A 26,004-nucleotide genomic window follows, 5' to 3' on the forward strand; every position below is an offset into this window, starting at 1 on the left:
CGGCGCGGGCCGCCGCGTTCTGGTGGCGGCCCGCGCTGTCGTGTGTCGCGGGGCAGGCCCCGTTGGGTGGGTGGCGGGGCGGGGGGCTAGTACTTCTGGGTGGTGAGGCCGTGCCTCCAGAAGATGAAGGTCCAGTTGCCGTTCTGGGTGGGGCGGGCGAAGGCGTCGACGGCGTCGGGGTGTGGTCGGTGAGGCGGTACTCGACAGCCTTGAGGTAGCCCTTCAGGTGCTCCGCGTAGCCCCTCTTGTCGTAGCCGGTCTCCTGGAGGCGGTGGGCGTCGACGAGGTTGATGACCTGGGCGGACTTGGCGTCGCCGGACGTGTCATCGCCGGTTCCGGAAGCGTAGGTGCTGTCCAGGCCCGCGATCACCCCGGCGCCCTTGGTGATGGTCCGCGCGGTGACGGCGTACAGGGCGGGGAGGTCTTCGATGGGGCACGCGTCGCTGAACAGCTCGTCCTGGGTGTAGCCGAGGGCGTCCTTGTACACGAGCATCTCGCACATCCTTTCACTTTGTGTTCATGATCGACTGGGCGGGCTGGTTCGCAGATTTTCACCGTCGCAGTGACGGGGCAGGCGGGAGTCGCTCTGTCCCTGGTGCGGGTCGTCGTGGTCCCGGGCACCGACCGGGCGGCGTGGCCGGCCGGCTGCCCTTCGAAGTACTCCAGCGCCGGCCCGCCGCCCGCGGCGTATCGCCGCCGTTCCTGGCAGGTTGAGCCAGGGGAGCCTTGCTTTGTGCGGGCGCCGCGGCCTCCGCTCCGGCGCCCGCCGCAGATGCTGCTGTGTCGGCCAGGGGCGTGCCGGCCGCGCGCATGGGCACGGTAGACGATCCGTGGGGTGCACCTCCTGCCGGACCGGCACCCGCCCCCGCACCCGCGCCTGCGCCTGCGCCTGCCGCGCCGCCGGTGCGGGAAGCGGTCGATTGCGTGGCCGGATTCCGGCGGCCGCCACACACAGGCAGCCTTCGGGCGAATTTCTGATCAATTCCGATAGGGTATGAAATGTGGTGGAATACCTGGAAGGGTGGAATGACTTCAATGTCGCCATGATGGGATCGGCGGGGGCGCTCGCTGGCCTTGTGATCGTGGCGGCAAGCGTCAACATCGCCGAGGTCGTCAAAGCGCCGTCGCTCACATCGCGACTGGCTGGCGGCATCGCCGGCCTCGTGCTGGCGCTCTCGGGTTCTGCAGTGGGGCTTGTCCCCGAGGTCTCGCCGATGTCGTACGGGTTGTCAATGGCCGCACTCGCAGTCGGCGCAGGTCTTTTGCAGGTGCAGGCGGCGCGACGGATCTACGAGAACCGCCACCCCGACAACCAGATGAAATTCGGTAAGTCTGCCATCGGCTTTGTGGCGCCCTTCGCATACCTCGTCGGTGCCGCGCTCCTTGTCACCGGCTCGCCACAGGGCATCGTATGGTTCGCCGCCGGTTCGATCGTGGCAATCATCACGGCGCTCGTCATCTCCTGGATCGCGCTGGTCGAAGTCCTGCGCTGAGAAGGCACACGCGTGCCGCGCGCATGGTCCAGCCTTCGCGACGGGGTCGACGGCATCGGCCAGCCGCTCGAAGGACTGGCCGTAGCCCCGCATGTAGTCCCAGCTGCCGTCCGGCTGTTTGCGGACCGGCGAGCGGAATATGGCAGCGCCTTGTCCAGGTGATGCGGCGCGACACGGCACAGCGCAGCTGTCCGGACGTGCTCGGCCCATGACATTCGACAGCCCACCCACCTCAGCGACCGCTGACAGCAGCTCCCTGAACTCGATGCCGTACCGGGCTGCCACCCTGCCCAAAAACGACTGCGTCATCTCGCCGTGCACCGGCACCACCCGCCACACGCTCGCCGTCACGAGCCGCATGGCCATACGACCGGGATCCGGGCCGGCGCCTTGCTCCTGAGCCCAATCCACGCCGGGGCGATGGTGCCGGGCTGGTCGGCGGAGCAGCTGCGCGGCCACCTCGGCGACGACGTCCTGGCCGTGCTGATGCAGGGCGCGGACTGGCCGCAGTTGGCCTGTCGGCTCGTCGGTCTCCAGCAGGCCGGTGTCGACCTGGCGGGGTTCCGCCGCAGATGGGCCGGATGACTTCCGGGGTCCACCAGGCCGTCACCGCGAACGCGGCCCCGGACGAAGGCGGAGGGCACCGACCGGTGGGCCGACCTCCTCAAGACGACGATGCCCGAAGGCCTGGTGCGCGACGCGATCCTCTCCTCCCCGGCCTGGCCGGACATCGCGGCCGCGATGGGCCGCCTCGACGCCCGCGGCATCGACGTCTCCCGGATCCTCGTGGACGCGCACGTCGCCGGAGCCGGGGTCGATCAGGCCGTCGCCGTCGTCGCCGCCGTCACCACCGCGGCCGCAGCCCAGGCACCCGCGGCCGCGCCCGCCCCGGCGGCGGCCACCGCCCCCGCACGTGCTCACGTTCCTGCACCCGCCGTCGGCCGCGCGGTACCGGACAGGGACGTGCTGGCCGCGCGCATGGGAACGACCGGTGACCCGTGGGCGGCGCCCACCCCGGCCCCGGTCCCCGCTCCGGCCGCTGCTCCGCCACCGGATCAGGCTTCGGGACCGGCCCTGGTGGCGGTGAGCGCGGATGCCCGCGCGATGTGGGGCCGCTGACCGAGGGGTTGAGCGTCCCGAACGACCTGGACCTGTCCGACCGGCCCGCGGCCCTCGAGCAGCTCGGCGTCGACACGGTGGCCAACAGCCGACTCGTCACCATCACGAAGGACTCCGAGCGGGACACGGCCCTCCTGGTCGCTACCCGCGCCTGGCCCTGCTCGCGACCCGCATGGCCGACATCGCCCGAAGCCCCGAAGTCGAGCAGGGCCTGCGCGACCGGTTGAAGGCCCGGCTGATGGACAACATCACCTGGCAGCGGGGGTCGTCCTCCGAGCTCGCGGGCCGCATGGTCGGCCAGGCTCTGCGCGCCCTGCCCCGCCCGGTATCCCGGTCCCCGACGGCCCCCGCGTCTCTCCGGCGGCGGCCCGCTCCCGCTCCATCACCACCCCCACTGCAGCGGCCGCCCGGCCGGCCCCGGCCGAGGCCCCGCTCCCACCGGCAGCAGACCGCACCGGCCAGGGGAGCCGGACGTGCACCCGTGAGCAGCTGCCACGGGCGGCGGTGACGGCGTGTCCGGTTGCGGGAGGCGAGGACCTGGCCCGGGGGTCACCCAGCTCCTGCACTGACCTCGGATTCCGGTCGGCGGGGGATAACGTGGTGACACGCCGCTACGCCGGATGAAAGCTTGTCAACTTGTACGGGCAGGTCTCCTCCGCCGCGAAGCAACTGAATGAGAACAGCCACCCGGGCCGATAAAATAGCAGCTCGGAAAGTGTCGACCCCGCGCCCGCGGGGAATGGGTGGCGCCAGGAAGGCCGGGAGGCTCCCGGCGGCGAAGGAACCGCGCCAAAAGGAAGGCACCGGTCGGCAGGCGCAGACCTGTTCCACCGCGGCTGACCGTACCGGCGGTGCCGCCGGTACGGCCGAAAGATCTGAACCAATACCGGGAATCAGGCCGCGACGAGCTCCTGCTCGCGGTCCGGCGTTTTGACCTTGGGCTTCTTGTTCGGCAGTGAGAGCCGGAAGACCTTGCGCCACGCGGAGAACACCTGCTTGGGGAGCGGCCCGGTGACGTACTCCAGCTCGTACTTCTCGAACAGCGCGCGCACCTTCACCGCGACCTCGGCGTACCGGTTGCTCGGCAGGTCCGGGAACAGGTGGTGCTCGATCTGGTGCGACAGGTTGCCGGTCATGAAGTGCATGGCCCTGCTGCCGCTGATGTTCGCCGAGCCCATCATCTGGCGCAGGTACCACTGGCCGCGCGTTTCGTCCTTGATCGACCGGCGCTCGAAGACCTGTACGCCCTCGGGGAAGTGCCCGCACATGATCACCGAGTGGGACCAGATGTTGCGGACCAGGTTCGCGGTGAACGTGGCGGCGAGCGTGGTGAGGAACGACGGGCCCGACAGCAGCGGGTGGATCACGTAGTCCTTGAGCACCTGCTTGCGGATCTTGCGGCCCACGGCCTTGGCCCGCGCGCGGAACTCCGGGTCCTTGCGGCGGCGCTTGTGCAGGTTCTTGCCGAGCTCCAGGTCGTACGCTGCGATGCCGTACTCGAAGAAGCAGGCGTTGATGAAGTTCCACAGCGGCTGGCCGAGGTGGAACGGGTGCCACTTCTGGTCCTCGTCGACGCGCATGATGCCGTAGCCGAGGTCGTTGTCCTTGCCGATCACGTTGGTGTACGTGTGGTGCAGCTCGTTGTGCGAGTGCTTCCACTGCTCGGACGGCGAGACGTGATCCCACTCCCAGGTGGTGGAGTGAATCTTCGGGTCTCGCATCCAGTCCCACTGGCCGTGCAGGACGTTGTGGCCGATCTCCATGTTGTCCATGATCTTCGCCACGGACAGACCGGCGGTGCCGAGCAGCCACGCGGGCGGGAAGATCGAGAACAGCAGCACGCCCCTGCTGACCAGCTCGAGCTTGCGCTGCGCCGAGATGACCTTACGGATGTAGGCGGCGTCTTCCTCGCCGCGGCCGGCGATCACCTCGTCGCGGATCGCGTCCAGCTCGCGGCCAAGCTCCTCGATCTGCTCCGCGGTCAGGTGGGCGGTGGGGTCGATGGCGGTCAAGGTGCTCCTACCGTTCGATGTCGCAGGGGCCCGCCGCGGCGGACACGCAGGTCTGGATGAGGACGCCCGGCTCGGCCTCGGTGATCTCGCCGGTGCGCAGGTCGCGGACGGCGCCCGCCTTGAGCGGCGTGATGCAGCCGAAGCAGATGCCCATGCGGCACCCGGAGGGCATGAGCACGCCGGCCTCCTCGCCGACGTCCAGCAACGGCGTGGCGCCGTCCGCGTCGACGGTCTTGCCGGTGGCGCTGAACGTGACCTCGCCGCCGTCGCCGGCGACGACGATGCCGGGGCGGAAGCGTTCGGTGTGCAGGCGCTCTTGTACGCCGTGCTCGGTCCAGTGCTCTTCGGCGGCGTCCAGCAGGCCCGCGGGCCCGCAGGCCCAGGTCTCACGCTCGGCCCAGTCGGGCACGAGTTCGTCGAGACGGGCGATGTCGAGCATGCCGTCCGTATCGGTGTGCACCTCGGTGAGCCGCAGCTTCTTGTCCGCGACCAGGTCGTGCAGTTCGTTGCGGAAGATCACGTCTTGCGGCCGTGGCGCGCAGTGGACCATGACGACGTCGTCGAACTCGATGTCGCGCAGCATGCCCATCACGGGCGTGATGCCGCTGCCGGCCGTCAGGTAGAGCACCTTGGCGGGCTTGGCCTGCGGCAGCACGAAGTCACCGGTCGGCTGGTCGAGCTGGACCAGCGTGCCCGGTTTCGCCCTGCGGACCAGGTGGTTGCTGACCTTGCCGTCCGGGACCGCCTTCACGGTGATCGTGACGCGGCCGTCCTGGCGGCTTGTCGGCGAGGTGATGGAGTAGGCACGCCACAGGCGCACCCCGTCGACGTCGACCCCGATCCGCACGTACTGACCGGCTGTGTGGCCGCGCCAGCCCCGTCCCGGCCTGATCACGATAGTCGCGGCGTCACCCGTCTCGGGGTGCACGGCCTCGATGCGCCCACGCAGGTCAGCGCCCGCACGCAGCGGGCTGACCAGGTCGAGGTAGTCCGACGGCAGCAGCGGCGTCGTGACCATCTCCAGCAGTTTCCACGCCCTGCTGCGGAGGGCTGCACTCGTCATGACTCCAGCTTGCTGCGCCTCAAGGGGTAAAGTCCTGACCGCAGGACGTAAATCTGATCGGCTGAATTGTTCGCAGGGAACAAAACCGTGAGCCATGCAATCCGGAGGGCCAGCGAACTGGCCCTGGATGAGACGACGGTCACCGCACTTCGGGCCGCGCTGAAGACCACCGCCGACGAGGTCGTCCAGGCGATCATCGACGAGGTCCCTCCCTACGCCAACGCCCTTTCGGGCCGCATGGGCGCCACCATCCGCCGAGCCGTCCGTACCGCCCTGGGGCACTACCTGGACCTCGCGAGCGGGAACGCCACAGGCGGCGACGCCGGTGACGCAGCCTACGAGCTGGGCCGCGGCGAGGTGCGCGACGGCCGTTCGATGGACGCCCTGCTCAGCGCCTACCGCGTCGGCGCCCGCGTGGCCTGGCGATGCCTGGCAGCGGGTGCCGTACCCGTAGGTCTGCCCGCCGCCGAGGTCGCCAAGTTCGCCGAGCTGACCTTCGCCTACATCGACGAGCTCTCTGCCGCGAGCGCCGCGGGCCACGCCGACGAACTGGCCGCCCGGGGCAGGGCCCACGAGCGCCACCTGGAACACCTGGCCCGCGACCTCCTCACCGGCGCGAGCCCGGAGGTGCTGCTGGCCTCTGTTCAACGGGCCGGGTGGCAGCCTCCGGTTTCGCTGACCGCGGTCCTGCTGCCCGCCGCCCAGGCCCGGCCTGCCTACCGCGCGCTCGACCCGAGCACTCTCGTCCTCGACGATCTGCCGGACGCCACCGGTGTGCTGCTCGTCCCCGATGCCGACCGGTCACATCTCTTGCGGCAGCTGACCGACCGCACCGCCGTGGTCGGCCCGGCCCGGCCATGGACTCGTGCGTCCGCCTCGTACGCACGAGCCGTACGCGCGCGCTCCCTCTCCTCCGATATCCGCGACACCGAGGACCACCTGCCCGAGCTGGTGCTGAGCGCCGACGTGGAAGCGTTCGCAGACCTGCGTGCCCGAGCCCTCGCACCGTTGCGGACCTTGCCTGTCGCGACGGCACGGCGGCTGGAGGAGACGTTGCGAGCGTGGCTGCTGCACCAGGGCAGGCGGGACGAGGTGGCGGCGGCGTTGTTCGTCCATCCCCAGACGGTCCGGTACCGGATGTCGCAGCTGCGCGAGCTGTTTCCGGATCTCGCATCGCCACACCGGGTCCTTGAACTGACGCTGGCGGTCGGTCTTCGGATCAGCTGACGCCTACTTCGACCGTCCACGACCGCGTCCGCGAGCAGTCCAGGAATCGTGCCTCGTTCTCGGCGGCACAGCAGGCCCGGGCGGACGGCGCCGCGTACCGCGCGAGCAAGCGGGCGGTGCGGGGCCTGGTGGAGGCGGACGGGGCCCCGGTCGCGGTGGACGGCCGGAGCACCGCGGGGCGCGCGATGGTCCGGCCGGGCGGTGCCTGGGACCCGGCCAGCCGTCGGGGCGGGGCCGTACGCGGTTTCAGAGTCCTTGAGCGGCCCGGAGACGGTCGATCTGGCGCAGGACGGGCGTCTCGGAGACGCGCGGGTACGGTTCCGTTCCCGTCGCCGAGAGGTCGGTGACGCACACGCCGACCCGGGTCACGATGCGGTCGATGACCTCGGCGGGGCCGGTGGAGCCCGCATCGGTCATGGTCATCCGGATGCGCAGGGTGTCCTCCGGGAAGCCCCCCGTGTCGAGGTCCTCGTACCAGATCGTCACCGTGCGGCCGTCCTCCTCCACCGATGGACAGCCCGCGAGTGCCGTGCGCAGCCGGCCGAAGACCGTCACGGCGTCGGTCCCCGCATAGGACGACAGGAAGTTGACCGTCGGGCTCCCCGGCTCCTCGGTGTCGAAGGTCTGGGAGACGGCGGCGTGGGCGCCCCGCTGGCGGAGCAGGCCCCACATGGCGGTACAGGGGGCCGTCAGTTCGGCAGGCAACAGCGGCCTCACCTCGACCTCGTCCAGGCTGTGGGTGCTGCCCCCGTCCTCCCGGACCCCGGCGGTCTCGCCCGGCTGCAGCGCCAGTTCCACCAGTCGCGCGGTGTCCGGTACCTCGCCCGCCGCCCTCGGCGCCGGCAACGGAGCGGTGGGCGTCGGCTTCGAGGGGGCGGGCGCGGCGGAGGTGCGCGTGCCGTCCGTCGGGCGGTCGGCGCCGCCGGGTGCGGGGGTGCCTCCGCAGGCGGAGAGCAGCAGGCAGCCAGCGGTGACCAGTGCGGCGGAGAAGACGAGACGGTACTCGGACACGCGAACCCCCCCAGAGCGCGAGCGGACCTGAACGGTCCGCCCCGCACTCTAACCAGCGCCCTGTCTCCCCCTCCCCGGGGAGGGGGAGACAGGAAGGGGCCGTCACTTCGTCCAGGTCTTCCACACGTCATCCAGGAGGCACGCGACCGCGGCATGCTGGCTCAGGCACCGACGGCGAGCCGGGCATCAGCGCGTACCCGCGGTCCCTGGAGATCCGGCCGGCCACCTGGCACGCGGGCGGCGCCGAGGCGTAGTCAATGTTTCCTCCGTGCCGGCCGCGCCATGACGTTCTGGGACCCTACGGTGCCCGGCCAAGCCCCAGGGCCGCAGCACTTTCAGCTGATCCGCTGATGGTCGGTGCGGGAGTGGCAGTGGCCGGGCGTGAAGAACGGCGGCACCCCGGGCCGGTACGCCACGGAGGACCCGGACCGCTACGCGGTCCTGGAGCCCGGCCGCCAGTACGTGATCGCGATCCAGTCCGGATCGACCGCCGGCACCACGGGCACCGAAGCCTGGGCCTGGTACGCCGAGCCCGCCGAGCGGGGCCTGGTGGGGGAGCGGGAGCACTGGCAGGAGCGATCGCCACTCCGCCCGAGACGGCCGCCAGCAGTGCGTGTGAGGACGTGGACGCGCCGGCGGGCTGACCGGGCGTCCGCCGTGCCCGTGCACGAAGCCGTCAGGGACCCCCATCATCTGCGGAGCGTCGCCCCGATCGGCCGGGGGAGAGCACTCTGTCCGGGCGGGGCTCACCCCTCGCCCCGCGCGGCAACGCCCGGCCATACTCGGTCAAGGGGTGCAATAGCGACTGCTGCGGAGCCACCCTCGGACGGGCTGCTCCCAGCCCCCGCGGCGCTGTCGACCGCGGGTAGGCCGACAGCCGTCACACGTCGCCGGTACCGCCCCGGTCGCCGGCATCCAACCCGACCGCCAGCGCCTCGCACATCGAGATCAGGTCCGGCGTCGTACGTGTGACCGAAATTCTGTGAACTGTGGCCCCCGGAGGGCTAGGCTCCGGCCCGGCCCGTGCCGGTAGGGAGTGTGCGGGACAGGCCCCGGTCCCCCGATCGCGGGACGCAGTACGGCCGGGGCCGCCCCGCACCGGCCACATGACCCGAACCGGGCGCGCGCTACGCCCCCGGGGGTCGGCGGGCCCCCAACCCGTGGTCTCCACGGGTGTCGGGATCCGTTCCGGCGCCGGCCGTTTCGTGGGTACTGCACGGCGGGGAGCGGCCGGATTCGAACCGGCGTCCTCCCCTCTTGCCAAGAGGGCGCGTCCACCTCTGCGCTACAGCTCCCCCGCCGCGGTACGCCACCCCATGCGTTCCGGCCAGGACCCGCGTAGCGGGTTTTCGAGCCTGCCGTTCGCAGCCGTCCAGAGGACGGCAGCAGCCGTATCCAGCACGACCACAGGCTGCCCGCCCGACCCTGTGCCCCGGTCGGCCTTATGGAGCCGACCGGCACGGCCAGAGTTAGCTGCGCCCGGTCAGCGCTGCTGGATTCACCAATAATGCCGGCAGGACGGCCGGACGCGGAGCAGCTCGGTCCGCAGCACGGGTGTGCCGTCGACCGGTGCCGGGTCCTCCGCGGCCGGCTCGATTCCTCCGGCGGCGGTTTTGCCGAGTGTTGCCAGGCCGTCGGGGCCGACCGTGCCGAACACCGTGTAGTTCGGGCGTAGTGCGGAGTCGCCGTAGACGACGAAGAACTGTGAGCCGTTCGTGTCCGGACCGGCGTTGGCCATCGCCAGCAGGCCGCGCCCGTACAGGCGGCGCGCGCCGGTCGGATCGGTCGGTGCGGGTGGCAGATCCACCGGTAGCTCGTCCTTGTACTTGTACCCGGGCCCTCCCTCACCGGTACCGGTCGGGTCGCCGCACTGTAGGACCTTCAGCGTCGGATACGCCGTCAGACGGTGGCACACCGTTCGGTCGTAGAACCCGTGCCGTGCCAGGTGCAGGAAACTCTGGACCGTGCACGGCGCCTTGGCCTGGTCCAAACGCAGCGGGAGCGGACCCTGGCTGGTCGGAACAGCCATGTCAACCGTGCCACGGCTAGGGGTGCGCCGTGGGTCGGGCGGCAATGGAACATGACGCGCGGGCGGCTCGTCCGGGGTCTGTGTGTACTGGCAAGGGCCGTGCGTGGTGCGCGGCGGAGCGCCGTCGGAAGCGGTGGCGGCACTTCCCCCGGACACGACTAACGTCACGGCCGCAAATGCGCTGATCAGTGCTCGATTCATCTTGCGCGCCCTCCTGATGATCGCCAGGTTTTGGAGCGGTCGCAGTCTAGGGCGTGGTGTGGTCGGCGGGAATGGTCAACGACAGGAGGCCGGCGCGGCCGACCCCGCGTAGCGACGACGTGCGTCGGTCAGGCCAGCCAGGCCGGCACCGGCAGCAGAGGACGGATGACCGCCCACTCTGCGTCCGTCATGTCCGATGGCGGGGACCGCCCGCCACTTGATGCCGTTGTCGAGGAGGCCTGGCTGGGCCGCACCTCGGGCTTGCGTGAGCAGGGGCGTCAGGGCGCGTTTCCAAGTGCGGCAGCCCAGGTTCGGAGTCGGTTGTGGACCTGTCCTGCCGCGAGCCGGAGCGCCCGGACAGGTCCATTCACGCCGTCCCTGTGCCGCACTTGAAGGGTATTGGCATCGGTCACCTGCCGGCATGCCGAGCACGGGTCCCCAGGCGCCGACGGTCGCCAGCAGCCAGACCAACGCCACCGATGTAAAAGCGGACTCTGATATTGGAGTCGGCTTGCATCGTTTGGGGAGGAGTCGTTATCGTCTGGCATCCGATGCCGTGTCACGGGAGTTGAAGGGTGGTGAAGGGATGCTGCTGACCACTGGCCAGGCAGCGGACGAGCTGGGTTGCGCGGCCACTACCTTCCGCCGCCTTGTCCAGGCTGGCGTACTGCCCGGCCTGTCCCGCCGGGGTAACCGCGTGATGGTGCCACTGGAGGTGGTCCAGGCTCTGCGGGACCGACGGCTTGCACCGCTCCATCAGCTGCCGGTCCGCGAGATCGCAGTGCTCCGTGTCGACGTGGCCAAGCCCGCCCTCGAAGGTGATGACCGGGACTGGATCGGCTATGCGGCACACCTGAGCGCCGACGACCTGCTGAAATCCCTCCGGGGCTGGTGGCGCTGTGACGCGGCGAGCGTTGCGGCCGGGGGAGTGCTGCCAGTGACTCTGTCCGGATACGTGGTCGCGGTCCTCACCGGACTGGACACCTGGGACATGGAAGGCGGCCGCCACGCCTTCCCCGACGCTGTGCTGGCGGGCCATGTCACCGACCTGGCCCGCCCCACTACCCGACTGCACGCCACAGACGTCGAGCCCCGAGAAGTCGCCGGACTGCTGCTCGGCACCCGCCTGATTTCCCACTCGGGCGGAGCGATCGCCTACGCCCGTACTTCCTAGGGACTGTGATGGACGCCAAGACCTACGCCGCTGCTCTAGGTGAGTTGCGTGTGCTGCGGGACGACATCAAGAAGGCGCAAGCGGCGCTGGCCCGCCTCGAAGCCGAACGCGACAAGAAGATCACCCTGCTGGCCGAGTACGAGAAGGCGAAGGCCGAGCGGATCGCGCCAGCCGCCGGGCTGAGTCTGGCCGAGGTCGTCGCCCTGGTTCCGGCGTTGGCCCCGGCCACCCTCGCCGCCGAGCCCGCGCACACCGCGCTGGAGCAGCCTGCCCCGGTGACCGCGCCCGCGCCCGCGCAGGCTCCGGAGGAGACCGAGGAGGAGGAAACTCCTGGCGCCCTCGCCCCCGCGCTGACACCCCGGATCGTCACCGCCCCTGAGCAGCAGCCGGCCCTCGAACCAGCGCCGACACCGGCCCCCACGGAACGCGAGCGTGCCCTGCCCTCGATCCCCGAAGGCCCCGAGGGCGACAGCTGGTTCACCCACACCCCGAACCTCGCCTCCACCCACCCCAACTTCACCCAGCAGGCCCGCTCCACCGTCTTCCTCGACGCCACCACAGGCACCCTGGTCCACCGCGACCGCACCCTCCAACTCGCTCTCGGCCACGGCTCGGTGGGGGAGATCCTCACCGCCGTCTTCCACGCCGTACCCGAAGGCGTCGAACGGATCTACATCACCGCCGGCGCCCCCTGGCACCGCGACGCCGACCGCCACCCCTACCTCAAGGACGCGGTGGCCGCCTGGCTGAACGCCCCCGCCCCCGGCTGGCGCACCGACACCGGCCGAGGCAAGGACCGCCTGGCCGGGCACTTCGTCCACCCCCGCAACCCCGTCGGCCGCTACCAGCGCGACAGCGGCGAACAGCACGTCGAGATCCGCTCCGCGGGGGAGTGGTTCGACACCACCGACATCGCGCCCGCCATCGTCCGCGACGCGTTCGTCCTGTTGTGGACCACCCTGCGCTCCCACTGGCCCGACGCCGTCATCATGGGATCCCCCTCGCAGACCGGCCGCGACCTGTGGACCCGCACCATCCCCGAACGCGGCCAGTACGCCGACGGTTACCCCGTCCTGTCCGAAGAGCTCCGCGGCCTGCTCCACGCAACCGCCGGGCAGGGCCGCACCGAACTGATCACCCCGCCCCGGGTCCCCGAGCAGCTGTCCGCCCTGGTCGAGTACGACCGCACCTTCGCCTACGCCAAACACACCTGGAAGTCCGGCGTCGGCACCCCCCGCCGCATCACCGCGACCACCTTCGCCACCTGGTCCGAGAAGGAACAGACCAAAGCCCTCTTCGGCTGCGGCCACTGGCACGTCCGCGTCACCGTCCCCACCGGCTGGAACCACGTCGGGATCCTGCCGGCCCCCGCCCCCGGCGACCGCGCCTGGCACTACCCCGCCACCCCCGGCACCACGTTCACCACCTGGGCCGGCGGCCCCGAGATCTACACCGCCCTCGCCAACCCCATCCAGCCCTGGAAGATCGAAATCCTCGACGGACTCCTCTTCGACGACGGCAAGCCCCTCGACGACTGGTCGAAGAAACTCAAAGAAGCCTGGTCCCGCCTCGCGGCCCAGGCCCAGCTCCACGGCGCCCCCGCCCAGCGCACCGCCGCCCACCTCGCCTCCCGCGCCGTCCGCGCCATCCTCCTGTACGGCATCGGCTCCTTCGCCCAACGCCCCCGCATGGTCACCGGAACCACCCCCCGCACCATGGAACGCGACGTCCCCGCCGACGCCGAAATCATCGCCTTCGACCACGACCACATCACCTGGCAACGCCCCACCGGCTTCGCCCGCGACCCCTACGCCCACCCCGAGTGGGCCGCCGGCATCTGGTCCGGAGCCCGAGCCGCCCTGCTCTCCCAACGCATGCGCGCCGACAACACCTTCGTCGGCGCCCTCCACACCCCGCCCGGAAGCGTCGTCGCCTTCCGCACCGACGCCCTCTACCTCACCGCCCCTCAGAACTGGCCCCACCACAACCAGCCCGGCGACTACCTCAACAAAGGCCACCTCACCGGCCCCATCCCCGCCCCCAGCACCGAAGAGGACCTCCTCGCCCTGCGCGACGCCGGACGCGCCGCTCTCACCCGGAACAGGGAGCAGGCCTGATGCCGCCCCACCGCCGCGCCGCCTTGCGCCCCGCAGGTGAAGCAGCCCGCCTCACCGACCAGCTCCAGGCCGCAGGCCTCACCAAACGCGATGTCGCTCGCATCATCAACCGCGACCCGTCCCTGGTCTCCCAGTTCTACACGCGAGGCAAAGGCGCAGCCTTCATCCCCGCCCTGACCCACGCCCTGGACGCCGTCCAGGTCGGCATCAGCGACATCCCCGCACTCGCCGCACTCGCCGCCCCCCACGTCACCCGCCGAATCACCGCCGCCGGCACCCGCGCCCGCGTCCGCAGCAAAGCAGTACTGATCACCCCCAGCGGAAGCGGCACCGGTCGAGTCAGCGCCCAGGCCATCGCCTCAGGCTCCACCCGTCTACGTCCACTCATCGCCGAAGCCGCCCGGCGCGGGCTGCGACTGGCCTTCACCGTCCGCCTCCACAAGGCCGACTACGTGCACCCCTCCGGCAGCCGCACCGACTCAGCCGGCATCCGCCGCGACACCATCCAGCGCCCCGACCAGAGCGAGGAACGCTCCTACGGTTCCGCCGCCACCGGCGGGTTCGCCGCCGCCGACTTCGCCCGTCGCGTGGACGCTACAGGCGGGGACGTCACCGCAGCCGTCCAACAGTGGCTCGTGGAAACAGGCCGCATCCACTCCCATGCCCACATCACCCACCTTGAGATTCGCACCTGGCTCCCCCGCTGAACGGCACACGGGTGACGAGCGTCGGCCTGCCCCCCCGCTCGATACCCGGCCGAAGAGGGCACGACGGCGGGCGGACGCCCGTTGGCGGTCGACCGAGAGGCCCTCTCCTCCGGACTCGGCCCTGGCCGCCGCAGCCTCGCACGCTCCCTGCGGCGGTTTCTGGAGACGCGAACGAGGTGGGCCGCGGTTGACCGCCCTGCGGTGGCAGAGTCGGACGGCTTCGCGCGCAGAAAGGTCGGGGTCCTGGGCGACGCCGGTGAGCAAGCACTACCGGGCCGGCGCTCAGGGCTGGCCGCGGGCCGGGCGCATCAGCATCGATGCATCCATATCAGCTGCGTGACGTCGTTGCGGATGCCACCCGGTGAACCCGCTCTCGGACGCCTCTTCCGACACGGATTCAGATGTCGTGCGGCTTGCGATGAGTCGGCTACGAGGCTTGCTGGGGTGTAGCGGAGTCAGCCTCTGCCAGGGGGGTGGCGGCGCGGATGTAATAGACGGACCGGCCCTGCTTGGAGCGCTCGAGGAGTCCGCGGGAGACAGCCTGCTCAAGGGTGTTGCGGATGACTGTTGCCTGCACCTTGCGTTCGGGGTGTGCGGTGCTGATGCTTTCGGTGACTTCGGCGGCCGACTGCGGTTCCGTTCGGCCGGCGAAGACAGTGGTGATCAGCTCAAGCCAGGACGGTCCCGTGTCCTTGGCCGTTGAAGTGGCCTTGACCGGTGACTTCCTTGCCCGGGGGGCCTTGACGGGAGCCGCAGTCTTGGAGGCTGCGACCTTCTTCCCTGCCGGGGAGGCGCTCCGCGCGGAGGGTACTGCGGCACGCTTCGCGCCGCGGTTGGCGGCCTGCGAGGACGCAGTCTCAGCGGGGATACCCAGAGCCTCCTGCATCCTCAGGAGGACCCGGCTGTTGTCCTCCAGCTGATGCAGTTCCTCCTGCAGCCGCTGGAGTTCGCTCCGCACCTGCTCCTGCGCAGTCTGGTTCTCCGAGAGGTCGCCGGCGATCTGCTGGGCGTAGTCGTCCTGGATTCCGGCGGCTTTGGTGCCAGTGCTCATGGGATCCTCGTGTCTCTCGTGGACGTACATGCGTGACGCGATGGTACGCAGCGTGTGATCGCTTGACACTCAAATGCCCGGGAAATCCTCCAGTCGCGTTCCAGCGTTCGTCCGTGAGTCGGCCACCGTCGCAGCTGTGCTTCAGCGCCGCCACGTCGACAGCATCCAATCCCGACCACGTCCACGCGACCCTTCCGCCACACCAGGATCTCGAGGCCGCTGACCGTCTCGTCGCCGGTGCGTCAGGGTTGCAGGTCGCGGCGGGTGCGAACCTGGTCGGCGATGACGGCGGCGTCCTTGGCGTCAGTCTTGCCCTCGCCGCGGCAGCTCTCGGAGGCACGGCCCCTGGCCGGGTCGCCTACGCGACACAGCCGGCGGATCTGCTCGACCAGAAGCTGTGGCGCATCAGCCGGGTCGACCTGGAGCGCATCGAGCGGAACAGGGAGGACGTGCTGTGGATCACCGGCTCGGTCCACACCGGCGCGGTGCGGGCCTACGAGGTGATCCGCATGCTGTTCCGCGACGGCCGACCGACCGTGCTCGGCGAGGCCATCGCGTACTACGGCTGGATCGCCAAGAGCCCGCACATCCTGCGCTTGGCCGACGAGCCGCCCTACCGGCGCCAGATCAAGGCCCATACCAACCTCCAAGAAGGCCGCCACGCCCTCGCCCGGAAGGTCTTCCAGGGCCGCGCCGGCCAGCACTACCAGCACTCAGGAGGGCATGGAGGGCCATATTGGTGCGCTCGGCCTGGTCCTCAACGCCTTCACGCTGTCCGACACCCGCTACATGGATGCTGCGGTGTCCACGCTGCGGACTGCGGCAGGGCACTCGTCAACCGTCGGTCACGTGATCCTGCGGATCTCCTTGGTACGCGACCCCTTCGTTATGGCCGGCGTGCCGTATGGGCCGCCGGACCGATTTGGCCATTACGGTCGCTGTGGCCGTGGCGAGATTTCGACCCCTCGGAGAGCGGCTGTCCGTCTGGGGGAGTCGCTGCAGATAGCGCACGTAGTGCATGAATCGTACAACTCCTCCATCCATCGCAATCTTTATCAAGTCAGTAAACGGACGCTCAACTCGCTCCTCGATGGTGCATCCTTTGTGATCTCTTTACTCTTTCGTGTGTGTGTTGTCGAGAGGTCACCCCCTCCCGCGTGGCGCAGCGAGGGTGTGGAGGAGTGGCGTACGCCCCGATGGGTGCACTGTGAAGCTAAGTATCTCGGCCATAGTTTTCGGCCATCTTCCGATAATAAAAATTGAAGTCCCCCTCTGGTCCATGATTCATTTTCGGCAGCGAAGCACATGTAAAAGGTGCGGCTGTATGGAAGCCCAAGCGGAGGCGAGATCGGAAGGGTAAGCGCGCCTGACATCGTCACTCCTGTGTGGCATGCCTATCTGTAACTCTCTCACTATTTCCCGTCAGGTCATTTCATTACGTTCCATCCGGTGTTTCGGGCTGACGTGGGGCTTCAAGGCGTTCGGTGGCCATTTTAACGCGTAATTCAAAGACGACGGGGGTCGGTTCGAGATGGCTTTATCTGTGGCTGGACGTGTCCGGCCCACCACACAGCAGCAGCAGGCCGTCTGGGCAGCTCAGCAGCTACATCCGGGCAGCGACGCGTACAACATCCCGGTGGCCTATCGTCTCAGAGGTTGTCTGGATGCGTCCGTCCTGGATTCGGCGATCCGCCGGCTCCTGTACCTCCATCCCGTTCTGCGCACCTCTGTCGTCCAAGAGCACGACGGCCCTCCGTATCAGGTGGTCCACGAGACGCCGGAGTCCGTTCTGGATGTGCGAGACGTGCCTGATGAGCGCATGGAAAGCGTGATTTCCGCTGCCGCCGCGATCCCGTTTGCTACTGAATCCCCCGTACGGATGCGCGCTCATCTCTTTCGCTCCGCTCCGTGCGAAGCGGTTCTCCTGCTGGTGCTAGATCACATTGCGGTGGATGCCCCGTCGGTGGCCCTCGTCATGTCGGACCTGTCGGAGTCGTATCGGGCCGCCCTGACGGAAGAGGCCGACCCGCCGGCCACCGTCCCACGGGACGGCTACTTTGAGTACGCCACCGCGCAGGCAGAGTTCAACGAGTCCGCCGAGGGTCGTGAGCATTCCGAATTCTGGCGAGATTACGCACAGCGACTCGGGACATTCCCCGATACCTGGGATGCTCTTCCCCAGGCTGGTCGTTCGCTGCGTGCATCTTCGGTTTCGGTCGAGCTGCCTCGGGATCTGGTGGAGAGGTGCGACAGTCTGTCGGTCACACCGTTTTCCGTCCTCCTCGCATCGTTCTCCCTCGCGCTTCAGCATTTCTACCGGAGCGACGACCTTCTGATCGGTTATCCGGCTGTCCACTGGCAAAGGTCGATGTACCAGGGCGCCGTGGGACTGTTCTCCGAACTCCTGCCCTTCCGGCCGCCCGGCAGAGGGGAGCTCCAGCTCCGTGACTATGTCGAGCAGGTCCAGGACTCCGTTCTCGAACTGCTCGCCCATCAAGGGGCTTCGATGCGGCCGATGTGGGAGGCGCTGAGACGAGACCACGGTCCGTCCGTGGCGGTCGGCCTCTCCGCGGTGATGTCCCTCAACGACACGGAGGACGACACCGGGCTCTCCCTGCCCGGTGTCGTCGCCGAGCGGATTCCGCTCCTTCCTCGTGACGGAAAGGCAGATCTGCTCTTCTCGGTCCACGTGCGTGGCTCGGTGGTCACGGGACGGTTGGACTTCAGGGAAGGTCCGTGGCCCTCTTCGGTGGCCCGAAGCCTGGCACGCGCTCTGACGCGGGTGCTCGAGCAGATGCTCGCGGGCCAGGACATCACCGCCCAGGAGGTGCAGCTGGTCGCAGATTCCGACCTCCGGCAAGCAGAGGAACGTCCTTCCTTTGCAGAGGAGGTGGCGCCCCCACCTCTCGTGCCGGTGGCCTTTGCCGCGTGCGCGGAAGCGATGCCCGAAGCCGTGGCCGTCATGGCCGACGGCTTGGAGATGACGTATGGGGAGTTGGATCAGGACAGCCGGCGCCTCGCCATGCGCCTGGCCGGTTTAGGTCTGCCTCCCGGCAGCGCGGTCGCCCTGTGTCTTCTGCCTTCCGCGGCGCTCGTCACTGCCGCCTTGGCTGTGCTTCGAAGCGGTCTCACCTGCTTGCACGTGGACATGGGACGGCCCGCGCGGCATCGCGCGTTCGTACTCAAGGACGCCCGGGTCGCAGCGGTGTTGGCAGACAGCACGGAAGGCCTGCAGTTCCCGGGCGGCGTTCCTGTCGTTCGCGTCGAGCCGGACGGGTCCGTGGCGGGGCAGGGGTTCGCAGAGGCTTGCATTGAGGAGAACGACCCCGCGTATCTGATCACCGTCGACGGGGACGGCGGGTTGCCCAGGACGGTCGCCGTTCCCCACCGTGCGATCGCCAACAACCTTGCTTGGAAGCAAAGGCAGTTCGGGTTCCGGACACAGGACCGTTTCCTTTTCAGTACCTCACCGGCATCGTACGCCTCGCTGTGGGAGTATCTCGCTCCGCTGACCCTCGGTGCCGCGGTGGTGGTGGCTCCGGCGACACCCCGTCAGGATTCGGCGGGTCTCGCGGGCGAGCTGCGTCGGTACGACGTGACCATTGCGCAGCTCGTGCCCACGCTCCTGAAAGCGGTGCTCACCACGGGTGGCCTCGACGGTTGTGATGCACTGCGCTGGATCTTCGTCCACGGTGAAGTGTTGGATCAGCCCGTCGTAGACGCCGTCAGCCGTACGAGCTCGGCACGCGTCGTCAATCTGTACGGCGCGCCGGAGACCGCGGGTGGCGCCGTCTTCCACGTCTGCACCCCGCGCGACGAAGCCACCTGGGTGGTGCCGCCCATCGGCCGGCCGATCGACGGCGCCCAGGCCTGGGTCGTGGGCGCGGGGGGCCAACTGCTCCCGCCCGGCTTCGTCGGTGAACTCCTCCTGGGCGGAGCCCCGGTGGCCACCGGTTACGTCAATCGCGATCAGCTGACGGCCGAGCGGTTCCCGGCGGACCCGTTCGCCGGAAGCCTGCAGGAAGGTGCGGAGCGGTCGCTCTATCGCACCGGAGACCTCGCCCGGGTTCGAGCGGACGGCCTGCTCGAACTGCTCGGGCGCGACGCCGAGGCGTCGGACGTCCGCGGTTCGCGGGGCGTCGGCCATGCCGTCCGCCGTCTGCTCCTGGATCATCCCCAGGTCACTGACGCTGTCGTGCAGGCGCATCCCGAGCACCGTCATGCACTGGTTGCCTACTTCGTGGCGCCGGCCGGGACCTCGGCCGAGGAGGTCCGCGCGTACCTCGCGAATCGGCTGCCCGCGGAGAGCTTGCCGGATCACCTTGTTCATCTGGACGGTCTTCCCCTCACCCCCCTGGGCAAGGCCGACACGCGTGCCCTGCCTGTCCCCGCCGACGGCGAGGAGACCGCGGCCGAAGGCCGGCAGCGCCTCGCTCTGGAACAGCACCTCACGCAGCTGTGGGCCGAGGCGCTCGGGCTGCCGGAGAACGAGGTTCCGCGATCGCTGAGCTTCTTCAAAATGGGCGGCACCTCGCTCACAGCGGTGAGACTCCACCGCAGGATGAGAGAGCAGATCTCCGCCGACATACCCATCACCGACCTGTTCAAGTATCAGACGGTCTCGGCCCTCGCCGACGCGCTGAGCACTCGTCACCACACACCTCGGGAGCAGGCATGAGCATGAGCGCACAGCGTGACCGGCAGCCCGTCGCGGTGGTGGGGATGGCCTGCCGTTTTCCCGGAGCCCGCGACGTCCAGACGTACTGGCGCAACCTGCTGGACGGCGCGTCCTTCCTGACGCCCCTGACGGACGACGAGGCGCGGGCCAAGGGAGTACCCGACGGTGTGCGAGGCCTCGAACGGTACGTCTCCGTGTCGGGAGCTGTGGACGGGATCGAACACTTCGACGCCGCGTACTTCGGTATCTCTCCCGCCGAGGCGGCCGTCATGGACCCGCAGCACCGCCTCTTCCTTGAGGAGACGGTGCACGCGCTGGAGCACGCAGGCTGGGCCGGCCGGGCGAGCGGGCGCCGGGTGGGGGTGTTCTGCGGTAGCGGCGAGAACCGATACGGCGCCCTCCTGCCCTCCCCCGGCGACGGTGAGAGCAGCCACCGGGGGATGTCCGACGCGCCGGCCATGCTGCCACTGCGAGCCTCATACCACCTGGATCTGCGCGGTCCGAGTGTCTTCGTCAGCAGCCTGTGTTCGACCGCGCTCACCGCCGTTCACCTGGCGCGTCGGAGCCTGCTGGCCGATGACTGCGATGTGGCCCTGGCCGGTGCGGTGTCCGTGCAGCTTCCCCATGAGCACGGCTATGTGGCGCACGACGGCGGTGTGATGTCCCCCGGAGGGGCGCTGCGTCCCTTCGACCGCACGGCTGACGGGACGGTACCCGGCAGCGGCGTCGGTATCGTCGTCCTGCGACGGCTGGACGACGCGGTCCGGGACGGGGACGTCATCCACGCGGTCATCCACGGCACCGCCCTGAACAACGACGGCGCGGACCGCCAGAGCTTCGCTGCCCCGAGTGTGCGCGGCCAGCGGGACGTCATCCTGGCCGCGCTCCGTGAAGCGCAGGTGGATCCGGGCACGATCGGCTACGTCGAGGCGCACGGCACCGGCACCCCGCTCGGCGACCCCATCGAGCTGGCAGCGCTTGTGGAGGCCCGCGGACAGCTCGGCGTGACCGCCCCCTGCGCGGTGGGCGCCGTCAAGTCCTCTGTGGGACACCTCGACAGCGCGGCCGGCATGGCAGGCCTCATCAAGGCGATCCTCGCCGTCCGGGAGGGCGTCATTCCGGCGACGGTCGGTCACACGTGGCTCAACCCGGCCGTCGACCTCGCCGCAAGCGGCTTGTACGTGAACGGGGAGCGGCGGCCCTGGTCGGACGCCTCCCATCCACGTCGCGCCGCGGTGACCGCGCTGAGCGTGGGAGGCACCAACGCGCACGTCGTACTGGGTCAGTACACACCGGCTCCCGCGGCGGACCCGCGTGCCGAGGCGACGCAGCCGTACCTCTTCCCCCTCTCGGCCCACACACCGGCCGCCTTCCAGCGGCTGCGGGAGCGGCTCGCGGACGTGCTGGCCGGGCTGACAGCGGGCACCTGGCCGGATGTCGCCCACACCCTTCAGGCGGGTCGCGCCCCGCGGGAACTGCGGCGGGCCTACGTCGCCTCCTCACCCGCGGAGCTCCAGGCGAGGCTCAAGGATGACACGGCCCCCGTCCCCCAGGGCCGGATCCAGCTGACCGTCGACCTCACCGGCAAGGCCAACGCCGCGCCTTCGCTGCCGGGCCTGCTGCCCCTGCCGGAGGGCGCGCCGGAGAACTCCTCCGGTGGCGAACGGGCCTTTCTCCTCGTCCACGCCGCGTTGACCACCCTGACCGGACTCGGGGTGGTGCCGGACGTGCTCGTCGCCGTGGGATCCGGGATCTTCCCGGCCGCGGCCGCCGCGGGCGCGCTGGACAGGGACGTGGCCCTGCAGTGCGCGGTGCGCCTGGAGCGCGTGCGGGACATCGTCCTGAACGGCGGAGACCTGAGCGTCTGCGACCGGGAACTGACTTCGATGGAAAAGGAACTGGCAGCCGCACGGCGTGCGCCACTGAGCACGGCCGTGCGGTGTGTGACCACGGAAAAGACGTTCCCGGCCGGCTCGGTTCCGTCCGTCGAAGACTTCCTGGAGGTCGCACACGTGGTGGTGATGGAAGGCGGGCAGGAGGCCGGCGCCGCCGCGGAGAGCCGCGAGGACCGTCCTGACGTGTTGCGGGCGCTTGCCGACCGGGACAGTTGGCTGGCCCTACTCGGGCACTGCTGGGAGCGTGGAGCGGACCTCGTCTGGGACGCCGTCCGGGACCCGGCGGCACGTACCACCGTACTGCCCGGCTATCCGTTCGAGCCCGTGAGGCACTGGGCTGTCCCCGAGGTGGTCGATCCGGTGCGGCAGCAGTCCGCGCCCGTCGCCGTCGCCTCGGCGGCGCTCGCCGCGGACGACGCCGACGTACTGGCCGAGGTCACGGCCATCTGGGAGGCCGTACTGGGTGTGCACGACGTGACCCCGGACGCGAGCTTCTTCGCCCTGGGAGGGCACTCGCTGGTAGCCGCCCAGATCATTGCCCGGCTGCGGGAGCGGTTTGCCGTCCGGGTGCCCCTGGGGGATCTTCTCGACGCCGAGACTCCGGCCGGGATGGCCGGACTGGTCGAGGAACGGCTTGTCTCAGCCCGCCTGTACACCGAGCTTTCGGCTGCCGACGACACGGAGACGATGGGGACGTTCGAGCTGTGAAGACCGCGACGACGACGGAACTCCTCACACGGCTGGCCGGGATAGGTGTCCGTATCCGTGCCCGGGACGGCAAGCTGTCGGTCACCGGGCCCGCGCACGCTCTGACCGACGAGCTCAAACAGGCCATCCGGGAGAACAAGGAAGACATCATCCGCTTCCTTCAGCGTGGCCGGGACGCAGAGGCGGGCCGCTCCCTGGACCTGGTGCGAGCCGACCGGGGCGGCCGTCTGCCTGCCTCCCGTGCCCAGCAGCAGCTCTGGCTCAGCGAACAGCTCGCCAGCGACCTGCCGCTCTACAACATGTACTTCGCCGTGAAATGGCGGGGCGACCTGGACGTCACGGCACTGCACGCAGCGGTCGACGACCTCGTCCGGCGCCACGAGATCCTGCGCACCGCGCTGACCGAGAGCGACAGCGGGCTGCAGCAGACGATCGTGCCGGAGTGCCCGACGGCCTTCCTGGAGCACGAGGCCGACGCGCAGGACGTCGAGGACCTGGTGCGTTCCATCGTGTCCACCCGGTTCGACCTGTCGAAGGCCCCGCTGAGCCGCTTCGACCTGGTCCGCACCGGCCCCCGGACATGGATCTTCCTGGTCACACAGCATCATGTGGTCTCCGACGGTTGGTCCACCGACATCCTCCGACGCGAGCTCGCGGAGCTGTACCGCGCGAGGGTGGAAGGGCGGACGCCGCGCCTCGACGATCCCTCCGTCCAGTACGCCGACTACGCCTCCTGGGAAGAGGGATGGCTGGCCGGCGAGCACGCCGAGCGGCAGCGGCAGTACTGGCGCCGGACGCTCGCCGACCTTCCCGCCCCCGTCGGCCTCGTCCCGGGCAGGCGGCGTGAGGCAGTCCCCAGCTACCGGGCCGCCGGACTCGAATTCGGTTACGACGCGGCCTTCCTTACCAAGGTGCAGGCGCTGTGCGCCGAGACAGGCTCGACCTTGTACACCGCGCTCGTCGCCGCGTACTCCTTGCTGCTGTCCCGTATGGCGCGTACGGACGACATCGTGGTGGGCAGCCCGCTGGCACAGCGACCCCACCCCGGGCTGGAGAACACTCCCGGGCTGTTCTTCAACTCGATCAGCCTGCGGACCCGCGTCAGCGGGACACAAAGTGTGCGGGACTTCCTGGCCACGACCCGGAAGACAGCCTACGAGGCGTTCGCCCACCAGGAGCTGCCCTTCGACCAGGTGGTGCAGGCCGCGGCACCACAGCGCAGCAGCGCCCATGCCCCGGTGTTCCAGACGGTCTTCCTCTTCCAGACTTTCCCCGAGAGCGAGTTCGAGCTGCCCGGCGTGGAGTCCGCGCCGTATCCCGTGCCCACCTACTCCGCCCAGTACGAGCTGATGTTCCGGCTGCGCGAGGTCGACGGCGAGCTGCGCGGGCTGCTGACCTACGGCACCGCTCAGATCGACGAGGACGACGCCGTCCGGCTCGTCACCGCCTATCGGCGGCTGGTGGAACGCATGTGCGAGGCTCCGGACGGTCCGCTGGCCGACCTGGGGCTGATGGACGACGACAGCGCCGCGCGCATCGCGCGATGGAACGCCGCGACCGCACGGCCCGTCCCGTGCGGTCCGGTACACGAGGAGATCCTGGCCCGCCTCGACCAGGAGCCGGAGCTGCCCGCTCTCCGGTTCCGAGGCACCTCGACCACCCGGGCCACCGTGGCCCGAGGGGCGCGGGCCATGGCGGCCGGTCTGCATGCCCGGGGTCTGCGGCCCGGGCAGCGGGTCGGGGTACTGATGACCCGCTCACCGGAGCTGGTGATGACGCTCCTGGGCATCATGTCGGCGGGGCTCGTCTACGTGCCGCTGGACGGCACCGCGCCCGACAGCCGTTTGGAGAGCATGATCGGGACGGCGGACTGCGTGGCACTCGTCGTCGACGACACCTACCGGGAGCGCCACCTTGCCGGCCGGAGCCTGCGTCTGGACGCAAAGGAGTTGCTCGCCACACCCGATGGTACGGCGCCTTCGGTGGCCTGCGAGTCCGCCTACACCATCTTCACCTCGGGCTCCACCGGAAAGCCCAAGGGTGTGGAGATCACTCACTCGAACCTTGCCAACCTCTTCGTCGCGCTGGACGAGGCGGTCCGGCCGGCCGACGGCACCGTGTGGCTCTCCGTCACCGCCGCCACCTTCGACATCGCGGTGGTGGAGCTGCTGTGGACCCTGGCCCGGGGCATCCCCGTGGTCATGGCGGAGAACTTGGAGACGTTGCGGCAGGCGGCACCGCACACCTCGGGCGATACGCCCGCCTCGATCCCCGAACTCATCCTGGACTCGGGGGTCACCGCCCTGCAGGCGACCCCGACGCTGCTGCGCACCGTCCTCGGCCTGCCCCGGGCCGAGGAGGCCCTGGGCGCCCTGACCACACTCATGGTGGGTGGCGAGGCCCTCGACCTCACGCTGGCGCGTCGGCTCAAGGCGCTGGGCATCCCCCAGGTGCTCAACATGTACGGGCCCACGGAAACCACCGTATGGTCCACCTGCTGGGAGGTGCCCGCAGACCCCGACGAGGTGCTCGTCGGCCGCCCGCTGGCCAACACGTCCGTGCACATCGCTGACGAGCAGCTCAACCCGATGCCTGTCGGCATGTACGGCGAACTGGTCATCGGTGGCGCGGGAGTCGCCCACGGGTATGTGGGCAACCAGGAGCTCACCGCTCGGCGGTTTCCTTCGTGTCCCGCGCCGGCCACCGAAGGCCCCGTCTACCGGACGGGGGACATGGCCCGGCTGCGCCCGGACGGGACGCTCGAACTGGTCGGACGTATGGACAACCAGGTGAAACTGCACGGCTACCGGATCGAGTTGGAGGACATCGAGCAGGCCGTGAACTCGGTCGCGGGTGTGGCCCAGTGCGCCGTCGTCCTTCAGCAGGAGGGCGAGCGACAAGCGTTGGTGGCCCATTACGTGCCCGCCGCAGGCACGGCACTCGACGAGACACGGCTGCGTGCCACCCTCGATGAGAGGCTGCCCGGCCCCATGGTGCCTTCGGTGTTCGTGGCCCGGACGGCCCTGCCGACAACCAGCAGCGGCAAGACGGACCGCAAGGCGCTGCCGCGGGTGCCGCTGCAGCGGTCCACCAAGGCGTCGGCGGAACCTGCGCACGATCTGGAGAGGCGGCTCCTCGCGGTGTGGCGCTCGGTCCTCGGAGACGACGGGGTCGGTCCTGCGGACGACTTCTTCCAGGTCGGCGGCTCATCCGTGCTGGTCCCGCGGCTGCTCTCCGAGGTGCGCCGGCTTGTCCACCCGCAAGCCCAGATCGTGGACTTCTTCCGCTGCCCGAGCGTCCGCGCGTACGCGGCGCACATCGACGGCACGACCGCCTCGACGCGAGCGGGTCAGGAGCAGACGGGTCCCCATGAAGGCAACGCCGGACAGACCGGTGCCACCACCCGGCGGCAGAGGATGCAGCAGATGGCGCGGCGGCGCCGGGCGGACGCCCTCGGACGACCCGAAGCCGGCTCCGGGGACTGACACCGGTTCTCGCACGCAAGGCGACGTGACTTCA

General features: G+C 69.8%; 16 protein-coding genes, 1 tRNA gene and 3 pseudogenes. 12 read left to right on the top strand and 8 right to left on the bottom strand.

The features are described from left to right. Nucleotides 1–187: 187 nt before the first annotated feature. A pseudogene (locus ACFY04_RS28820) lies at nucleotides 188–502 on the bottom strand (hypothetical protein); the annotation flags it as partial. Between the two features lie 499 nt (nucleotides 503–1,001). On the opposite strand from ACFY04_RS28820, the gene ACFY04_RS28825 reads away from it, so the two are divergent. The 4 genes from ACFY04_RS28825 (at nucleotide 1,002) to ACFY04_RS28840 (ending at nucleotide 2,839) form a co-directional block, all read left to right on the top strand. Then, the gene (locus ACFY04_RS28825; protein WP_389121049.1) at nucleotides 1,002–1,493 is read left to right on the top strand and encodes a hypothetical protein; all 492 of its coding nucleotides are present in this window, start codon (nucleotides 1,002–1,004) and stop codon (nucleotides 1,491–1,493) included. A 390-nt stretch (nucleotides 1,494–1,883) separates the two neighbouring features. Continuing rightward, on the top strand, nucleotides 1,884–2,078 hold the full coding sequence (locus tag ACFY04_RS28830; protein ID WP_389121050.1) for a hypothetical protein: 195 nt from the start codon (nucleotides 1,884–1,886) through the stop codon (nucleotides 2,076–2,078). A 90-nt stretch (nucleotides 2,079–2,168) separates the two neighbouring features. After that, on the top strand, nucleotides 2,169–2,612 hold the full coding sequence (locus ACFY04_RS28835) for a hypothetical protein (protein WP_389121051.1): 444 nt from the start codon (nucleotides 2,169–2,171) through the stop codon (nucleotides 2,610–2,612). Continuing rightward, nucleotides 2,600–2,839 (top strand): hypothetical protein, encoded by a 240-nt coding sequence (locus tag ACFY04_RS28840; RefSeq protein ID WP_389121053.1) that lies wholly within the window; start codon nucleotides 2,600–2,602, stop codon nucleotides 2,837–2,839. The genes ACFY04_RS28835 and ACFY04_RS28840 overlap by 13 nt, the downstream gene beginning before the upstream one ends. A 666-nt stretch (nucleotides 2,840–3,505) precedes the next feature. Here ACFY04_RS28840 and ACFY04_RS28845 read toward each other — a convergent pair. Further along, nucleotides 3,506–4,624 (bottom strand): fatty acid desaturase family protein, encoded by a 1,119-nt coding sequence (locus ACFY04_RS28845; RefSeq protein ID WP_389121055.1) that lies wholly within the window; start codon nucleotides 4,622–4,624, stop codon nucleotides 3,506–3,508. 7 nt (nucleotides 4,625–4,631) lie between these two features. Next, nucleotides 4,632–5,687: a ferredoxin reductase gene (locus tag ACFY04_RS28850; RefSeq protein WP_389121057.1), complete on the bottom strand. Its 1,056-nt coding sequence runs from the start codon at nucleotides 5,685–5,687 to the stop codon at nucleotides 4,632–4,634. A gap of 87 nt (nucleotides 5,688–5,774) precedes the next feature. Between ACFY04_RS28850 and ACFY04_RS28855 the strand changes: the two genes are divergently transcribed. Next, the gene (locus tag ACFY04_RS28855; RefSeq protein WP_389121058.1) at nucleotides 5,775–6,914 is read left to right on the top strand and encodes a PucR family transcriptional regulator; all 1,140 of its coding nucleotides are present in this window, start codon (nucleotides 5,775–5,777) and stop codon (nucleotides 6,912–6,914) included. Nucleotides 6,915–7,160: 246 nt separating this feature from the next. Here ACFY04_RS28855 and ACFY04_RS28860 read toward each other — a convergent pair whose 3' ends face one another. The 3 genes from ACFY04_RS28860 to ACFY04_RS28870 form a co-directional block, all read right to left on the bottom strand. Beyond that, the gene (locus ACFY04_RS28860; protein WP_389121061.1) at nucleotides 7,161–7,925 is read right to left on the bottom strand and encodes a hypothetical protein; all 765 of its coding nucleotides are present in this window, start codon (nucleotides 7,923–7,925) and stop codon (nucleotides 7,161–7,163) included. Nucleotides 7,926–9,145: 1,220 nt separating this feature from the next. Further along, nucleotides 9,146–9,222 (bottom strand) — tRNA-Ala (locus ACFY04_RS28865). Between the two features lie 201 nt (nucleotides 9,223–9,423). Further along, a complete protein-coding gene (locus ACFY04_RS28870; RefSeq protein ID WP_389121064.1) occupies nucleotides 9,424–9,954 on the bottom strand; it encodes a peptidylprolyl isomerase in 531 nt (176 codons plus the stop codon). Nucleotides 9,955–10,741: 787 nt separating this feature from the next. Here ACFY04_RS28870 and ACFY04_RS28875 point away from each other — a divergent pair. Genes ACFY04_RS28875 through ACFY04_RS28885 form a run of 3 tightly spaced genes read left to right on the top strand, consistent with a single transcriptional unit; the run spans nucleotide 10,742 to nucleotide 14,153 of the window. Next, nucleotides 10,742–11,329: a helix-turn-helix domain-containing protein gene (locus tag ACFY04_RS28875; RefSeq protein ID WP_389121067.1), complete on the top strand. Its 588-nt coding sequence runs from the start codon at nucleotides 10,742–10,744 to the stop codon at nucleotides 11,327–11,329. Between the two features lie 8 nt (nucleotides 11,330–11,337). Beyond that, a complete protein-coding gene (locus tag ACFY04_RS28880; RefSeq protein WP_389121069.1) occupies nucleotides 11,338–13,446 on the top strand; it encodes a hypothetical protein in 2,109 nt (702 codons plus the stop codon). Further along, nucleotides 13,446–14,153 carry a helix-turn-helix domain containing protein gene (locus ACFY04_RS28885; RefSeq protein ID WP_389121071.1) on the top strand — a complete coding sequence of 236 codons (708 nt, stop codon included), beginning with the start codon at nucleotides 13,446–13,448 and terminating at the stop codon, nucleotides 14,151–14,153. Before ACFY04_RS28880 ends, ACFY04_RS28885 begins: the two co-directional genes overlap by 1 nt. A gap of 427 nt (nucleotides 14,154–14,580) precedes the next feature. Here ACFY04_RS28885 and ACFY04_RS28890 read toward each other — a convergent pair whose 3' ends face one another. Beyond that, nucleotides 14,581–15,234 (bottom strand): hypothetical protein, encoded by a 654-nt coding sequence (locus ACFY04_RS28890; protein WP_389121074.1) that lies wholly within the window; start codon nucleotides 15,232–15,234, stop codon nucleotides 14,581–14,583. A 215-nt stretch (nucleotides 15,235–15,449) separates the two neighbouring features. Further along, nucleotides 15,450–15,539, bottom strand: a pseudogene (locus ACFY04_RS28895) (transposase); the annotation flags it as partial. 21 nt (nucleotides 15,540–15,560) lie between these two features. Here ACFY04_RS28895 and ACFY04_RS28900 point away from each other — a divergent pair. From ACFY04_RS28900 to ACFY04_RS28915, 4 genes and pseudogenes are all read left to right on the top strand, one after another. Further along, a pseudogene (locus ACFY04_RS28900) lies at nucleotides 15,561–16,020 on the top strand (Tn3 family transposase); the annotation flags it as partial. Between the two features lie 715 nt (nucleotides 16,021–16,735). Continuing rightward, nucleotides 16,736–19,882, top strand: a complete 3,147-nt coding sequence (locus ACFY04_RS28905) for an AMP-binding protein (protein ID WP_389121076.1) — start codon at nucleotides 16,736–16,738, stop codon at nucleotides 19,880–19,882. Nucleotides 19,883–19,884: 2 nt separating this feature from the next. Further along, nucleotides 19,885–22,485: a beta-ketoacyl synthase N-terminal-like domain-containing protein gene (locus tag ACFY04_RS28910; RefSeq protein ID WP_389121077.1), complete on the top strand. Its 2,601-nt coding sequence runs from the start codon at nucleotides 19,885–19,887 to the stop codon at nucleotides 22,483–22,485. Beyond that, nucleotides 22,482–25,970 carry an amino acid adenylation domain-containing protein gene (locus ACFY04_RS28915; RefSeq protein ID WP_389121080.1) on the top strand — a complete coding sequence of 1,163 codons (3,489 nt, stop codon included), beginning with the start codon at nucleotides 22,482–22,484 and terminating at the stop codon, nucleotides 25,968–25,970. The genes ACFY04_RS28910 and ACFY04_RS28915 overlap by 4 nt, the downstream gene beginning before the upstream one ends. Nucleotides 25,971–26,004: the final 34 nt, after the last annotated feature.

Origin of the sequence: Streptomyces sp. NPDC001549 (assembly GCF_042894025.1) — a bacterium.
In the GTDB taxonomy this organism is placed as follows: Bacteria; Actinomycetota; Actinomycetes; order Streptomycetales; family Streptomycetaceae; genus Streptomyces; species Streptomyces kutzneri.

Bases quoted from the DNA above. Each gene is read 5' to 3' on its own strand.
- ACFY04_RS28835 (WP_389121051.1), top strand. From the start codon at position 2,169: ATGCCCGAAGGCCTGGTGCGCGACGCGATCCTCTCCTCCCCGGCCTGG.
- ACFY04_RS28850 (WP_389121057.1), bottom strand. From the start codon at position 5,687: ATGACGAGTGCAGCCCTCCGCAGCAGGGCGTGGAAACTGCTGGAGATG.
- ACFY04_RS28870 (WP_389121064.1), bottom strand. From the start codon at position 9,954: ATGGCTGTTCCGACCAGCCAGGGTCCGCTCCCGCTGCGTTTGGACCAG.
- ACFY04_RS28875 (WP_389121067.1), top strand. From the start codon at position 10,742: ATGCTGCTGACCACTGGCCAGGCAGCGGACGAGCTGGGTTGCGCGGCC.
- ACFY04_RS28880 (WP_389121069.1), top strand. From the start codon at position 11,338: ATGGACGCCAAGACCTACGCCGCTGCTCTAGGTGAGTTGCGTGTGCTG.
- ACFY04_RS28885 (WP_389121071.1), top strand. From the start codon at position 13,446: ATGCCGCCCCACCGCCGCGCCGCCTTGCGCCCCGCAGGTGAAGCAGCC.
- ACFY04_RS28890 (WP_389121074.1), bottom strand. From the start codon at position 15,234: ATGTACGTCCACGAGAGACACGAGGATCCCATGAGCACTGGCACCAAA.
- ACFY04_RS28905 (WP_389121076.1), top strand. From the start codon at position 16,736: ATGGCTTTATCTGTGGCTGGACGTGTCCGGCCCACCACACAGCAGCAG.
- ACFY04_RS28910 (WP_389121077.1), top strand. From the start codon at position 19,885: ATGAGCGCACAGCGTGACCGGCAGCCCGTCGCGGTGGTGGGGATGGCC.